The organism is Allobosea sp. P2_A10, from assembly GCF_056405115.1.
Genome location: NZ_JBFUCS010000001.1, coordinates 149300 through 163504 on the forward strand (window position 1 = coordinate 149300; position 14205 = coordinate 163504).

Consider the following 14205-nt stretch of genomic DNA (forward strand, 5'->3'; position numbering starts at 1 on the left):
TTACTCCTCGTTTTCGATAACAAAGCCCGCATCGAAGTGACGCGCGCAGATTTCATGAACATCTTCTCCAATCAAAAAGCCACGTTTCATGAGCGCGTCGGCGATCTCTTCGATCGCAGCCCAAACATCGGGATGCCGAACGATTGCGCCGGCCATGTTTTCGAGGATGCGGAATGCGGACATGACTTCATGGTCATTGCCGTCGCCGTCGTGGCAGAGCGCCCGGAACGCGCTGCATGTGTCGCACGGCCCGCCACAGCCGGCGCGGATCGCCGAAAGATAGGCGGCGGCATCGTCGCCGGATTTGCGTTCAATCCGGCACTGATCTGCCCACGATGTCGCGGCATCGGCCGCGAGCATGACGACCACGCTGGACGCGCGCGAAATCGAGCCGGCGCGCTGCACGAACATGCTCGGCTCGATTTCGATCCGGCGGATGTCGTCGCCAAGCGCACGAGCGACGGCGGCGTGGCTGCCCTCATGAATGGCGATCGGCCGGTTGCGCACCCGCTCCGGCATCGGCTCGGCGATCCGATCGCCGACGCCGTAGCTTGCGATCGGATCGTCGGGCGAAGCGACGAAGACCTGTTTCGAGGCCATGGGGCCGGCCCGGCAGCATGCAAAGGCGACCGTGCTCACGACCGCGCCCCGAACCGGGCCGAGCGCATCTTTTCGGTGACCTCGCGCGCGATCCTGTCGATTGCAGCCTGCGTCCTGAGCGCATCGCCCTCGGCCATGCCGAGGCGGCTGGGCAACTCGCGGATGCGGTCGATCAGGGTGCCGCAAAACCAATGCGTATAGGCCAGCAGTTCGTCGCGCGGGATCAATTGTGCGGCCTCGCGGGCGATCTGCGCCTCGATCTGGCGCAGGCGCGCCATGGCCAACGCCCGATCGGCTTCACGCGCCTGAGGCGCGCGCTGGGGGGCGCTCTTGAGCCAGTCGGCGTAACCCCGCACCGTGTCGGCGACGGCGTAGCGGCCCCCTGTAGGGGCCGGCACGATGCCTTCGCTGGCAAGCTGTTGCAGCCGGCGGGGCGACAGCAGGAGCATGTCCGCCATCTCCCGCGCGCCCATCGTCGCGGGCGTGATCGGGGGGATGTTTTTGGTCTTCATCGTCATGTCGGTCTCCTCGTTATTGGGAAGCGAAATTGAAATGCGGATTGGCCAGTCAGGGTGGAATGCGGCGATTTCCGCATCGTGGCGTGGGGCGATGCGGCAAAGGACCCGCAGCCCCGGGGGGGGTCGGCGGGTCAGGGCCGGTCATGCTGCCGCCTCGCGCCAGTCCCGATCGGGCTCGATATCCGGGCCGGGCCACGCGTCGCGGAAGTCCGTGCCATCATGATCGTCATCAGCGCCCGCACCGGTGGCGGTGGTGGTGGCGGTGTCGGCATCCGGCCGACCGCCGCCAGCGGGCGTGCCGGTGCCGCCACCGCCGGGGGGATTACTAAGGGGGGTGGTGGCGGAAGCGGTGGAGGCCGGTGCGGGTGCGGTGGCGGGCCGGTGGCGGGGGGCGGTGGCGACATCATCATCGGAGGCGGTGGCGGGCGATGGCGGGGCGGTGGCGACAGCGGTGGCGGGGCCTTCGTCGGTGCCCTTTTCGACCAGCCTTTTCCTGTCCTTGCCGTTGTCGCGGCGCGTCTCGATGGCCAGCCGGTCGGCGCGGAACAGCGCCGACATCGCGTCGCGCAGCGCGTCTTTCGAGATGCCTTTCGCCTCGGGTTCGCGGGCGAAGACCACGGGCGCGAAGTTCGTCCCGGTCGCATCGGACACGTTGCGGCCCTCGGCGTTGAAGCGCCGCAAGAGATCAATGAAGACGGCCTCGGCGCGAGCACGGCTGGCCATCGGGTCAGCGCGATCCGTGGCGACGAAGCGGCCCTCGACCATCCTCAAATCGATGCCGGCCGCCTTCCGGCTATAGTTCGACTTGGCATGGATCAGCAGGCGGCGGTCGGGGTCATCCTTGTCGGGAGCCGTCAGGTAGAGCCGGGACCGCACCGCACCGTTCCAAGCCGTCGAGCCGGACAAGCCGGAGCCGGTCGAGAGGCCGGTCAACGACGGGTGCGAGATCAGCACGATCGCCGCGCCGGACTTGGCCGCGAGGTTGGACAGGAGCCGGACGAAAGGCGCGACATCCGCCCGCCGGTTCTCGTCGCCGCCGAAAAGCTCGGCGACGGGGTCCAGGACGATCAGCGCCGGCCGGCTCGTCATGACGATGCGCTCGATCTCGGCGAAGGCGGCGGTCGCACGAATGCCGCCATCGGCGACGTTGGCGAGCATGGCCCCATCAGTCAGGTCATTGAGCGCGACGTATTCGAGGGCGGCCGCAGTGGAGAGATCGATCGCATTCGCCGTCGCGACCGCACGCAAGCGGCGACCGATCTCGTCGGTGTCGTCCTCGGCGAAGACCGCGAAGACCGCGCCCTCGGCGACCGGACGGCCGATCCAGTATGTCCCGGTCGAGACCGCCAGCGCCAGCGCGACCATGATCGCCGACTTGCCGACGCCGCCCTCGCCGGACAGGAGCGTGACCGCCCCAGAGGGGATAAGGCCTTCCACAAGCCAACGACGCGGCGGCGGCGCGACAGTGGCCCAGAACGCGGCCGAGCGGGGATTGAGGCGGGGCGCGGCCATCAGCGCCGCCCCTTCGCAAGGTCGGGATCGTAGTCGCCGAGTTCGGCGGCCACGTCGTTCAACGCGGCATCCAGAACCTCGCGCGCCGCACGGGCAGCGCCGAGCGCCATTTCGAGGTGGAGGTGCCGCCCGCCGCCCGCCGGAATTTTCAGGCGGACGATTGGCCGGCCGCACGGCAAGGTCGTGAACCTCGCCTCAGCGGCCCGGGTTTCGCTCTTATGGGTCTGATAGGTCTTCATGGTGTTTCTCCCCGCTGGGGGCTGCGGGAAGGCTACGCCGCGAGCAGGGCCTCGACCTGCTCGACCGGCACGAGAACGCGCCGGCCGATGCGGACCGGGCGAAGAGCGCCGGAATTGAAAAGCTCATGGAGCTTGGTTTCGCCGCACCGGATGACCTCGCAGGTTTCGGCGCGGGTCAGGTAGCGCGCAGCGACCTGCCGCGCAGCGTCGCTGATCTCGGCCTCGGCCTTCCGCTTGGCCGAGGCCGGCAGCATCGTGCGGATCGCATCGCCCTTGGTCGGGCGGCCATCCTTGCGGGCCGACGTCGCAGCGGCCGGCCCCGCATGGGCAATCTTGGCGTTGTTGATCATTGGACATCTCCGAAGAGCCCGGTCGTCGGGCTTCAGAGACGTTCGGAGAAAACCGCTCGCTACAGGTGGGACAATAAATCAGAGCGCAGAGAATGCGGCGGCGATACGTTCGATCGCCGCCCGGTCGAACCCGAGCCGGATCAGGTTGAAGGCGCAGAAATCAAAGACGGTTTGGTCTTTCGCTTCGATGGCGCGGATTACCCAACGAGCACATTTATCTCGCCAAACATCGGCATTCGGAGTTGCCGCGATCTCGGCAAGGACGCGACGGATCGCGCGGGCCTCGCTCTCGACCTTGATCGATTTGCGGCCGGTCGTTCCCGACACGTTGAAGCGCTTTAGGGGAAGCTGCCGGCCGGTATCCGTGCCAGCGACCGGAACCCACTTGCCTGCAACAATACAGTCCTCGACCCTGCCAAGTGTCCCTTCGGGCGCAAAAACAACGGCCGCGAATAGTGTCGCCTGCCGCTCAGATTTAACCCCGCTCATTATGAGGGCGTGAGCAAATGCGGCGGCAAATCGCCGGGGATTGGCGATCAGCGCTTTCCGAGGCGCACCCCGACCGGGAGCGCCCCTATAGGTGATCTCCGCGATCACCCCGCCTTTGCCTTCTTGATCGGCAGCGGCAAAACGTTGCCCGCGCGGGGCTCGATGAACGCCCCCCATGCCGCGACGATCTCGCGGCGCGCGTCGAGCGCGGTTGACCGGAGATACGCGCGTTCGGTCGCATCGCCGACGATATGCGACAAGCATTGCTCGATGATCTCGCGGCGAAAGCTGGTCTTCTCGTGCGCCCAATCACGGAAGGAGCTTCGGAAGCCGTGGGTGGTCTCCTCGCGGCCCATGCGCCTCAACAGCATATCGAACGCCATTACGCTGAGAGGCCGGCCCTTGCGCTCGCCCTGAAAGATGTAGTCGCCCGGCTCCGTTGAACGGCAGAACGTCCGCGCCCGCTCGATGATCTCGATGCCGCGATCGGTCAACGGAATGTCGAACGCACGCCCGCCCTTGGTCCGCTCGGGAGGAAGTCGTAGGAGCCGCGCGTCGGCATCGTATTCGCCCCATGTCGCGAGGCGGATTTCGCCGCTCCTGCAAGCCGTCAGGATGACGAGTTCAAGCGCCATCGCCGCAATGGCGGTCCGCTGGCGAAGGTCGGCGACGAAGGCAGGAACGTCGGCGAACGGGATCGAGGCGTGATGCCTGACCCGCTTCGGTCCAGAACGCTTCGGCAGGAGGTTTTCAAGGTTGTCTTTCAGGCGAGCGGGATTGAGGCCGTCGAAGCTCCCGGCGGCGATGGCCGCCGAGAACACCTTTTCGAGGCGCTGCCGAACACGCATCCCCGTCTCGGCCTTGGTCAGCCAGATCGGCCCGACGCACGCGACAACGTCCACCGGGCGGATCGAGTTGATCGGCTTGCACCGAAGGGGTGCCGCATAGGTCGCGAGCGTCGATTTCCATTGGGCCGCATGCTTGGCGTTCCGAAGCCCGGCCGTCGCCTGAACCAAAAAGCGGTCCGCGAAAGCGCCGAACGTTTCGGCCTTGGCGGCCTCGATCACCTTGCCCGCGCGATCGTCATTCCGTGCCGTGATCGGATCGACCCCAACAGCGAGGAGCCCCCTCGCCTCCTCGGCAATCTTGCGTGCAGCCGCGAGCGAGACGGCCGGATAAGCGCCCGCGCCCATCTCGCGCAATCTGCCCTGAGAACGAAAAATCATGGCCCAGCGCTTTGCGCCTGTCGGCGACACGATCAGCCAGAGGCCGCCGCCATCGCCGAACTTGCCCGGGATCGTCGCGGAAGCGACCGCTTTTGCGCTGAGTTTGTGGAGTGTCCGCCGTCCGCTCGCCATGATCCGACCCCAACATCGCCCCCAACAATGAAGCCGGATCATAGCGAAGGACGCCGAAGCGCGAAATAGCTGAGCGACGTAAAAGCCCTTATTTCATGGGGCTTTCGCGGCACTTGGCGGGGCTACGCGATGCTGAGAAAAGGGGTAGGTGGCGGAGACGGAGGGATTCGAACCCTCGATACCCTTTTGGGGTATGCTCATTTAGCAAACGAGTGCCTTCAGCCTCTCGGCCACGTCTCCGTTGGAAGCTCTATGCCCGATCGTCGCGCGCTTTGACAAGCCGTAAGCGGACGCGGCGCGCAATCTTCCGGGAAATCTCTCCCAGGACCGCAAACCATCCCGCCGGCGCGTTGTCGCTTTGCGTCGCTGGACGTACATGTGGCTCGCGCAGAGAATAGGCGCAGGTTGCCGCGGCCTTGAGCCGATGCAACGAGCCCATGAGGACATCCCAGATGAGTTCCGACAGACCCCGCCGACCGGTCGATCCCTGGAAGAACGCCCAGGCCCTGTTCAAGCCGGCCGCGCCGAAGCCGGCCGCGCCAAGCGAAAGGCGCACCGTGATCCCCGGCGCCAAGGAGACGGTCTCGCTGCGGATCGACAGCGCGGTGCTCGAATATTTCCAGAGCGGCGGGCCCGGCTGGCAGGATCGCATCAACGAGGCGCTGCGGCAGGCCGCCGGCGTGCCGGCCGATGAAGGTTTGGCGCCGGGCGAACTCAACTCGTCGAACGACGGCTGACGCGGCAGCGGCGCTGCGTGCAGGCTCCGCAACTCCGTGCCATGAGTGGTCGATGAGATACACCGATGAACTCGAGCCGCTGCTCGAGCGCGAGCAGGCGCTGCGCAGGGAGATCGCGCTTCGCATCGCTCTGGAAACCGGTCAGCCGGAGCGCGAATCGCCCTCCGAGGCCGATATGCACGCCGCCGACGAGGCGATCGAGGCCTGGCAGCAGGACGGCGAAGACGATCAGGACATGCGGGCCTTCCGGCCGATCGGCCCGCTGCAGCACCTGCTGATCGAGCATCTCGCCATCTGCGAGCGCATCATGGATATCCGGGACCGCCGGCTGTCATGAGCGCCGGCCGCTTGCTTTGGCACGCCCAATCCGGCTCTGGGATCGGCAATTTAGCCGCTCGGTTCTCGGATGCAGCTGAAAACATGTGGAGTGCGAGAAAAGTGGTGCCCAGAGCTGGAATCGAACCAGCGACACTGCGATTTTCAGTCGCATGCTCTACCAACTGAGCTATCTGGGCATCCTTGCGAAGCGCGGGCGCTTGCGGTTGGTGGAGGCGATATAGAGGCAGCAGCGGGGGCTGTCCAGTCGGTTTGCGCAAGGCCGCGCCCGCTATGCGCGCCTGCGCCGGTCGGCGGCGAGGATCGTCAGCGCGACGCCGCCCAGAATGACGGCGGAGGCCACGACCAGCCGCGGCGTCAGCGCCTCGCCGATGAAGACGACACCGCCCAGCGCGGCGATCGTGGGAACCGTCAGCTGCACGATCGCCGCGCGCGCCCGCGACAAGAGCGGCAGGGCGGCATACCAGATCGCATAGCCAAGCCCCGAGGCGAGCGCGCCCGAAAGCACGGCGCAGCCAAGCCCGAGCGTGGACGCCTTCTGCGACCAGAGTCCCGCGACGGCGAAAGCCAGTGCGATGGGCGCGCAGCGGATGAAATTGCCGGCGGTATCGACGAGCGGCGCCGACGAGCCCCGGCCGATCAGCGAATAGGCTGCCCAGCACAGCCCGGCGACCACCATCAGGCCGGCACCGATGGCGTCGGGCGCAACGAGACCGGGCGAGGTCAGATAGGCGAAGCCGCCCAGCGCCAGCACGAGGCCAAGCCATTCGAGCGGGCCGTGGCGCTCGCCCTTGATCAGCGCCCAGCCGAGCATGCCGATCTGCACGGCGCTGAACAGGATCAGCGCGCCCATACCGGCGCCCAGCCTGAGATAGGCGAAGGAGAACGCCGCCGCATAGCCAAACAGCGCCGCCGCCATGCGCCAGCTCCCGCCAATGTCGCCGCTGGCGGGCCGGAAGCGCTGGTCGCGCAGCAGGGCCAGTGCAAACAGCACGACCGCGCCCGAAAGCAGCCGCACGCCGGTGAAGCCTGCCGCATTGATCTCGCCGGCCGCCAGTGCGAGCCGGGTCAGGATCGAATTGGCGGCAAACGCGATCATCGCCAGTAAGGTCAGCGCCGCGACCCCAGGCAGGCCGGCGTAGGGGGGAGGGGCCTTGCGGCTGGAATCCGTCAATCCTCGTCGTGCTCCATGCCAGGCTTGCCGCTCTCGGCCTCGTCGATGGCCGCGCCTGGAATGACATAGGAGCCCTTGAGCCAGCGCCCGAGATCGATGTCGGCGCAGCGGGCGCAGCAGAACGGCTTGTAGCGCAGCAAAGCGGGCTTGCCGCAGATCGCGCAGGGCTTGCCGGTCGCGGCTGCGGCCAGATCGGGCGTCAGGTTCTCATTGTCAGCCATATTTGAGCGTGATGCCTCCGTCGACGACGAGTTCGAGGCCGGTGACATAGCGCGCTTCGTCGCTGGCGAGAAACAGCGCGGCGTAGGCGACGTCCCAGGCCTCGCCCATATGGCCCATCGGCACCTGCGCGTCGCGGGCGGTCCACATCGCCTCGACGCCACCATCGCCATAGAGCGCGGCGAGCCCGCCCGACAGGGCGACGCGCGGCGTCTTGATCAGACCGGGCAGGACAGCGTTCACCCGGATGTTCTGGCCTGCGAATTCGACGGCGGTGTTGCGGGTAAGCTGGTTCAGTGCCGCCTTGGTCGCCGACAGGCTGGCATAGGGCACGCCGGAATGGCGCAGCGAGATCGTCGAGGAGATGTTGATGATCGAGCCGCCCGCGCCGGTCTCGGCGAACTGGCGCTGCATCACCGGGATGACGTGCTTCATCGCCAGCACCGCGCCCGAGAGATTGACCCGGAAGGCGCGCTCCCAGGCCTCCTCGGACAGGTCGAGCACGCTGCCGATCTCGGCGAGACCGACATTGTTGTCGAGGATGTCGATGCGGCCATAGCGGCCAAGCGTGCGCCCGACGAGATCGGCGACGGCGTCGTTGTTGGTGACGTCGGTCTCGACGGCGAAGGCCTGTCCGCCCTCGTTCTGGATGATGGCGGCGGTTTCCTCGGCCGCGTCGCGGTTGATGTCGGCGCAGATCACCTTCGCGCCTTCGCGGGCGAAGACCGTGGCGGTCGCCTTGCCGTTGCCCCAGCCCGGCCCGACCGAGCCCGCGCCGGCAACGATCGCGACCTTGCCCCTGAGTCGTCCCGGCATGCGTAGTCCTCCTGCTGGCGCGCCTTTTTGAGGCCGGCGCGTTTCGTTGGGACAGGATCGGGGGTTATCGGGCCGTCTGCAAGTGCGCCGGCGACACGCAGGCCACGTCGCCTGGGCTGCCGGCGATTCCGGCCAGCGCGACCCAGTAGGCGATGCCATAGGGGATCGCCGCGTCGTTGAAGTCGAACAGCGGCGTGTGGAGCGGTGCGCGCGTCGCCGCCACCTCGCCGCCATTGCCCATGAACATGAAGGCGCCGGGCTTCTCCAGCATCATGTCGGCGAAATCCTCCGCTCCCATCGTGACCGGGAAATTCGTCTCGACCCCGGCCGTGCCGACGATCTGCCGCGCCGCCGCCACGATGATCTCGGTCTGATCGGCCGGGTTGACCAGCGGTCTCGCCTCCCAGTCGAGCGCGACCTCGACCTCGCAGCCATGCAGCGCGGCGATGTGCTGCCCGAACGCCTCCAGCCGCTGCGTCAGCAGGGTGCAGGTCGCCATGTCGAAGCAGCGTGCGGTGCCGGCCAGATGCATCTCGCTCGGCATCACATTGGGCGCATCGGGGCTGCCGCCGCCGACATGGCCGATGGTGAGGACGATCGCCTGCGTCGGCGGCAGGCCCCGGCGCACCACCGCTTGCAGCCCGATCACGAATTCCGCCTGAGCCATGGTGAGGTCCGCGGCCATGTGGGGTTCGGCCCCGCCATGGCCGCCGGCCCCGCGCATGACGATGCGAAACATGCCGGCCGCCGCCATCATCGGCCCGCTGCAGGTCGAGAACCGGCCGAGAGCCATGCCGGATTCGATGTGGAGGCCATAGATCGCCTCGCAGGGGAAGCGCGCGAACAGGCCATCCTCGATCATGCGCCGCGCGCCGCCATGCTGCTCCTCGGCCGGCTGGAAGATGAAGTGGATGTCCTGCGGAACGTCGCTTCGGCCCGCCAGCGCGCGCGCGGCGCCCAGCAGCATCGCCGTGTGGCCGTCATGCCCGCAGGCATGCATGACACCGGCATGGCGCGAGGCATGGGGCAGGCCGGTGCCCTCCGCGATCGCCAGTGCATCCATGTCGGCGCGGAAGGCGATGGCGCGGTTCGAGGCGCGGCCGCGCAGGGTCCCGACGACGCCCCAGCCGCCGACGCGCTCGGTCACCTCAAGCCCGCAGTCGCGCAGATAGGCGGCGACGACGCCGGCGGTGCGCTCCTCCCGCAGCGACAATTCGGGATGCGCATGCAGATCGCGCCTGATCGCGACGATGCGTTCAAGGTCGGGACCGGCCAGCGGGAGATCGGGTGTCATGGCGGGCTCCGTTCGCGCCGGGCGGGATTCGGCGTTCATGGCGCGCCGGCCTGTCGTCGCATTCCGTATCCTGCGATCGGCGCAGGCCTCGTCACGAGGATCGACGGACGCGAAGCGATCCGTCAAGCTCTGGCACGCCCTTCGCACCGCCCCTCCGACAGTGAAAATCCAGGATCGTCAGCATGGCTTCTAGACGGCGGACGACGGTGCTTTTCGCCGCAACCATGGGGCTTGCCGGCTTCCTGCTCTTTCAGGTGCAGCCGGTCATGGCGAAATACATCCTGCCCTGGTTCGGCGGCAGCGCGACGACATGGATCGTCTGCATGCTGTTCTTCCAGTTCGCGCTGCTCGGGGGCTACGCCTATGCCTACGCCGTGACCCGGCCGCTGCCGATGCGCCTCCAGGCCGTCCTGCAGGTCATCCTGCTGGCGCTCGTGCTGATCCTGCTTCCGATCACGCCGTCGGACGCCTGGAAGCCGGTCGAGGCCGGAGACCCGACCTGGCGGATCATCGCGCTGCTCGCGATCAGCGTCGGCGGGCCCTATCTCGTTCTCGCCACGACCTCGCCGCTGCTGCAGCGCTGGCTGACGCAGGTCGACCCCGCCATCAACGTCTCGCGCCTGTTCGCCGTCTCCAATTTCGGCTCGTTTCTCGGTCTGCTGAGCTATCCCTTCGTCTTCGAGCGCTATATGTCGAGCCTCGAGCAGACGCGGCTCTGGTCGGTCGCCTTTCTTGCTTATGCCGCCCTGTTTGGTCTCTGTGCCGTTCTCGTCTGGCGTCCGCAGGCAACACGGGCGGACGTCGCGGGGGCTGAGGCTCCGGCATCGGGCGAGCGCAAGGGCGGCCCCGGCTCGCTCTGGCTCCTCTATTCGGGGCTCGGCTCGGTGCTGCTGCTGGCGACCACGAACCAGATCACGCAATGGTCGGCGGTTGTGCCCTTCCTCTGGATCGCGCCGCTCAGCCTCTATCTGCTGAGTTTCGTGATCGCCTTCGGCAACCAGCGGCTTTATCGCCGCGTGCCCTTCACCGTCGCCTTCCTGCTCCTCTCGGCTCTGTCATACGCGCTGCCGGCGCCCGAAAACGCGACGACGCTGCTGCTCGGCATCACCCTGCAATGCGCGGTGCTGTTTGCCGGGTGCATGATCTGCCATGCCGAAATGGTCGCGATCCAGCCCGAACCGGCGCGTCTGCCGAGCTTCTATCTCGCCAGTGCGGTTGGCGGCGCATTCGGGGGGCTCGTCGTTGCGCTGCTCGCCCCCATGCTGCTGAACGATTATTGGGAACAGCCCGTCGCCATCGTCATCGTCGCCATGATCGCCATCTATCTGAGCGCGCGGGGCGGCTCTGGCCCGCTGCCGCGCTTGCCGGGCTTCGCGCTGGCCGTAAGCGCCGCAGTCTTCGTGGCCGCGATGGCAGCGCAGCTCGCGCATGAGATCTCGGTATCGGCCGACGTGGTCGAGCGCATCCGCAACTTCTACGGCGTCGTCAAAGTGGTCCGCGAGAACCATGACGATCCCAGCGAATCCTCTCTCGTCATGCAGCAGGCCGGGATCGACCAGGGCTCGCAGTTCGTGTCGCCGGCGCGCCGGCGCGAGCCCGCCTGCGCCTTCACCGCCGGCAGCGGCGTCGGCCATGCGATCTTTCTCAACGCGAAACGTCGCGTCGATCCCGCCGCACCGATCAGGATCGGAATCGTCGGCCTGGGCGCGGGCATGATTGCCGCCCACGGCCGCAAGGGCGACCTCATCCGCTATTACGAGCTCAACCCGGCCGTCGGCGCGCTGGTCGACCGGCATTTCACCTTCGTGAAGGACACGCCGGGCAAGGCAGAGATCGTCTATGGCGACGGCCGCCTCGTGCTGGAGCGGGAGGCGGTGGGCGGTGCGTCGCAGCGCTACGACGTCATAGTAATGAACGCCTTCAGGGGCGCCTCGCCGCCGATGCATCTGATGACGAAGGAGGCCTTCGACGTCTATCTCAGCCATCTCGAACCCGATGGCGTCCTCGCCATCAATTTCGAGCTCGACACCTTCGAGATCGCCCCGCTCCATCGCGGGCTGGCGGCGGCGTCCGGCCTCGATGTGAGATGGGTCGAGACCGCGGGCGACGAGGAATGCGACGACCCGATCAGCTGGGCGCTCTACACGCGCGACAAGCCCTTCTGGGAGACCCCGCAGGTCAAGGCCGCTCTGTCGCCATGGCGCGACCGCTCGGATTCAAAGCTGCTCTGGACCGATCGCAACAGCAACCTGATGAGCATCATCCCGTGGTGACGGCAGCGGTCGTCGCGCCAGATCGAATTCCGGTCAACCCATATCCATCCAGCCGACGCCGATCGGGAAACGCTCTGGTATCGGCCCCTCCGAAAAGCCTCTCTCTATCCCAGGTGCGCTTAGCCGGGTGCGGAGTGAGGTGCTTCGACGGTGGCGCTTCGCCTGGCGCGCACCGCGCTGACGATCTGAAAGACGAAGAACAGGGCGATGATGCTCAGCAGCGTCGCGCTGATCGGATGTTGGAAGAACGCCAGGAAGCTGCCCCGGCTGATGATCATCGAGCGGCGGAAATACTCCTCCAGCATCGGGCCGAGGATGAAACCCAGCATGAGCGGGGCCGGGTCCAGGGACAGGCGCATCAGACAGTATCCGACCAGACCGAACGTTGCCGTCGTGAAGATATCGTCGAGGCTGTTGTTCACGCTGAAGGTGCCGATACAGCAGAAGAACAGGATCGATGGAAACAGCACGTTGTAGGGAATCTTGAAGACCGACAGCCAGAACCGCACCAGCGGCACGTTCAGGATCAGCAGGAAGCAGTTGCCTATCCACATGCTGGCGACAAGGCCCCAGAACAGGTCCGGATGCTTGGCGATCATGTTCGGGCCGGGCTGGACGCCCTTGATGATGAAGGCCGCCATCATCAGCGCCATGACGGCGTTCTCGGGAATGCCGATGCTCATCAGCGGGATGAAGCTGGTGCGGGCGGCCGCTTCGTCGGCCGCCGCCTGGCCTGCGACCCCCTCGATCGCGCCGGAGCCGATCTCGTCTCGGTACTTGCTGACCTTCTTGTCCAGTCCATAGGCCGCAAACTGCGCGATGACCGGGCCACCGCCGGGCAGAATGCCGAGGATGGAGCCAACGACGCTACCACGTAGAGCACTCGGGATGATCCGTTTGAACTCCGGCCAGGTCGGCATCAGGTGGATTTTGCCGTTGAACGGCGTGCGTTCCTCCCGCGAATCGAGGTTCTTGGTGATCTCGGCGATGCCGAAGCAGCCCAGAGCCAGACTCACGAGACTGACACCGTCGGTCAACGAGGGCAGGCCGAAGGTGAAGCGCTCGAACCCCGTCTCCAGATCGGTGCCGATTTGCCCCATCAGAACGCCGAGAAGGCACATCGCCAGCCCGTTCAGCAGGCTGCCGGTGGTGATGAAGCTGACGCAGACGAAGCCGAACAGCATCAATGCGCAGTAGTCCGTGGGACCGAACAGCAGTGCGACCTGACCGAGCGTCGGGGCAAGGGAGGCCAGCACGACGATGGCCACAGTGCCGCCGATGAAGCTGGAGACGCCAGCGGTGAAGAGCGCCAGGCCGGTCTGCCCCTTCAGCGTCATCTGGTAGCCATCGATGCAGGCCACGATGCTGCTCGCATGGGGAATTTTCATGGTGATGGCGCTGACGCTGTCGCCATACTGGGCGCCGTAATAGATGCCCGCGAGCATGATCAGAGCGCCGCCTGCGGGAATCGAATAGGTCAGTGGCAGGAGCAGGCTGATTGTCGCCAATGGGCCCAGGCCCGGCAGCAGGCCGATCAGCGTGCCGACGACGCAGCCGATGGCGCAATAGAGCAGGTTCGCAGGCGTCAGAGCATGCTCGAAGCCGAAGGCCAGATTGTGCAGGATTTCCATCAGAACAGCCTGAGATTGAGGCTGAGAAACCGCTCGAAGGCATAGGCCACGACGATCAGTCCGAGCGCGATCTTGATGTTGCGCACCACGGAGTAAGTCGTCGCCGCGAAGCCCGCGATGAAGACCATCGCGACGATGCCGACGGCTCCGTTGATGAATTTGGACCCGAGCACAAAACTCGTGAGAGCGAGCATGATCAGCGCGATATTGCGGGCGTTGAAGCTCATCGGCACGGGGGCGACGAAGCGCGACTGCACGATCATCAGGAACGCAATGACTAGGAGAGGCGTGCTCACCAGGAGCGGGAAGAGGCCGGGGCCGGCATGCGACAAATTGCCGATCGGATAACGCAGCGCATTGCCCGCGAAAAAAAGCCCAAGCGCCGCCAGCACGACGCCGCGCGCTGAATTCTGATTGGTCACGCCCGCGCCCCTTTATCAATCGTCTATTATTTTATTTAACTGTTTATTTATTCGTCATTGACGTCAAGCGGACGCGGTGGTGCTCAACAGCAATTCGCACAAGCGATTTTCGGCGTGTGGGCGCAGGCGACCGCCCCGTCCCGATCGACGCCGTCAGCGCGATTGATCCATGCGGACCAGCGCTGCTTTCAGACTGTCACGGCAGAAGAAATAACCCACGGGAACGCTGCCCCGGCG

General features: G+C 66.3%; 16 protein-coding genes and 2 tRNA genes. 3 read left to right on the forward strand and 15 right to left on the reverse strand.

All coding sequences use genetic code 11. From position 1 onward, the window contains the following. From AC1DZY_RS00790 to AC1DZY_RS00825, 8 genes are all read right to left on the reverse strand, one after another. Entirely contained in the window at positions 1-639 is a 639-nt protein-coding gene (locus AC1DZY_RS00790) for a hypothetical protein (RefSeq protein WP_476818150.1), read from the reverse strand. Beyond that, positions 636-1118, reverse strand: coding sequence for a hypothetical protein (locus AC1DZY_RS00795; RefSeq protein ID WP_476818151.1), 483 nt, complete (start codon positions 1116-1118; stop codon positions 636-638). The genes AC1DZY_RS00790 and AC1DZY_RS00795 overlap by 4 nt, the downstream gene beginning before the upstream one ends. Before the next feature lie 141 nt (positions 1119-1259). Continuing rightward, positions 1260-2630, reverse strand: coding sequence for an AAA family ATPase (locus AC1DZY_RS00800; RefSeq protein WP_476818152.1), 1371 nt, complete (start codon positions 2628-2630; stop codon positions 1260-1262). Continuing rightward, complete coding sequence (locus AC1DZY_RS00805; protein WP_476818153.1) at positions 2630-2869, reverse strand: hypothetical protein; 240 nt, start codon at positions 2867-2869, stop codon at positions 2630-2632. Before AC1DZY_RS00805 ends, AC1DZY_RS00800 begins: the two co-directional genes overlap by 1 nt. A gap of 32 nt (positions 2870-2901) precedes the next feature. After that, on the reverse strand, positions 2902-3219 hold the full coding sequence (locus tag AC1DZY_RS00810; RefSeq protein ID WP_476818154.1) for a helix-turn-helix domain-containing protein: 318 nt from the start codon (positions 3217-3219) through the stop codon (positions 2902-2904). A 78-nt stretch (positions 3220-3297) separates the two neighbouring features. Beyond that, positions 3298-3816, reverse strand: coding sequence for a hypothetical protein (locus tag AC1DZY_RS00815; protein ID WP_476818155.1), 519 nt, complete (start codon positions 3814-3816; stop codon positions 3298-3300). Next, positions 3813-5066: a tyrosine-type recombinase/integrase gene (locus AC1DZY_RS00820; protein WP_476818156.1), complete on the reverse strand. Its 1254-nt coding sequence runs from the start codon at positions 5064-5066 to the stop codon at positions 3813-3815. The genes AC1DZY_RS00815 and AC1DZY_RS00820 overlap by 4 nt, the downstream gene beginning before the upstream one ends. A gap of 149 nt (positions 5067-5215) precedes the next feature. Continuing rightward, a tRNA-Ser gene (locus AC1DZY_RS00825) sits at positions 5216-5306 on the reverse strand. Between the two features lie 212 nt (positions 5307-5518). Between AC1DZY_RS00825 and AC1DZY_RS00830 the strand changes: the two genes are divergently transcribed. Both AC1DZY_RS00830 and AC1DZY_RS00835 read left to right on the forward strand, forming a co-directional pair. Further along, positions 5519-5803, forward strand: coding sequence for a BrnA antitoxin family protein (locus tag AC1DZY_RS00830; protein WP_476818157.1), 285 nt, complete (start codon positions 5519-5521; stop codon positions 5801-5803). Between the two features lie 52 nt (positions 5804-5855). Then, positions 5856-6140, forward strand: a complete 285-nt coding sequence (locus AC1DZY_RS00835) for a hypothetical protein (protein WP_476818158.1) — start codon at positions 5856-5858, stop codon at positions 6138-6140. Positions 6141-6242: 102 nt separating this feature from the next. Here the strand turns inward: AC1DZY_RS00835 and AC1DZY_RS00840 are convergent. From AC1DZY_RS00840 to AC1DZY_RS00860, 5 genes are all read right to left on the reverse strand, one after another. Then, positions 6243-6318, reverse strand: a tRNA-Phe gene (locus AC1DZY_RS00840). Between the two features lie 92 nt (positions 6319-6410). Then, positions 6411-7313 carry a DMT family transporter gene (locus AC1DZY_RS00845; protein ID WP_476818159.1) on the reverse strand — a complete coding sequence of 301 codons (903 nt, stop codon included), beginning with the start codon at positions 7311-7313 and terminating at the stop codon, positions 6411-6413. Next, positions 7310-7534 carry a DNA gyrase inhibitor YacG gene (yacG, locus tag AC1DZY_RS00850; RefSeq protein WP_476818160.1) on the reverse strand — a complete coding sequence of 75 codons (225 nt, stop codon included), beginning with the start codon at positions 7532-7534 and terminating at the stop codon, positions 7310-7312. The genes AC1DZY_RS00845 and yacG overlap by 4 nt, the downstream gene beginning before the upstream one ends. Beyond that, positions 7527-8348 (reverse strand): SDR family NAD(P)-dependent oxidoreductase, encoded by an 822-nt coding sequence (locus tag AC1DZY_RS00855; RefSeq protein WP_476818161.1) that lies wholly within the window; start codon positions 8346-8348, stop codon positions 7527-7529. Before AC1DZY_RS00855 ends, yacG begins: the two co-directional genes overlap by 8 nt. Positions 8349-8412: 64 nt before the next feature. Next, complete coding sequence (locus tag AC1DZY_RS00860) at positions 8413-9642, reverse strand: amidohydrolase (protein ID WP_476818162.1); 1230 nt, start codon at positions 9640-9642, stop codon at positions 8413-8415. Positions 9643-9824: 182 nt separating this feature from the next. On the opposite strand from AC1DZY_RS00860, the gene AC1DZY_RS00865 reads away from it, so the two are divergent. Beyond that, complete coding sequence (locus AC1DZY_RS00865; RefSeq protein ID WP_476818163.1) at positions 9825-11915, forward strand: spermidine synthase; 2091 nt, start codon at positions 9825-9827, stop codon at positions 11913-11915. 119 nt (positions 11916-12034) lie between these two features. On the opposite strand, the gene AC1DZY_RS00870 is transcribed toward AC1DZY_RS00865, so the two are convergent. Together AC1DZY_RS00870 and AC1DZY_RS00875 are read right to left on the reverse strand one after the other, a co-directional pair. Then, positions 12035-13546, reverse strand: coding sequence for a tripartite tricarboxylate transporter permease (locus AC1DZY_RS00870; protein WP_476818164.1), 1512 nt, complete (start codon positions 13544-13546; stop codon positions 12035-12037). Further along, positions 13546-13968, reverse strand: a complete 423-nt coding sequence (locus AC1DZY_RS00875) for a tripartite tricarboxylate transporter TctB family protein (protein ID WP_476818165.1) — start codon at positions 13966-13968, stop codon at positions 13546-13548. Before AC1DZY_RS00875 ends, AC1DZY_RS00870 begins: the two co-directional genes overlap by 1 nt. Between the last annotated feature and the right edge of the window lie 237 nt (positions 13969-14205).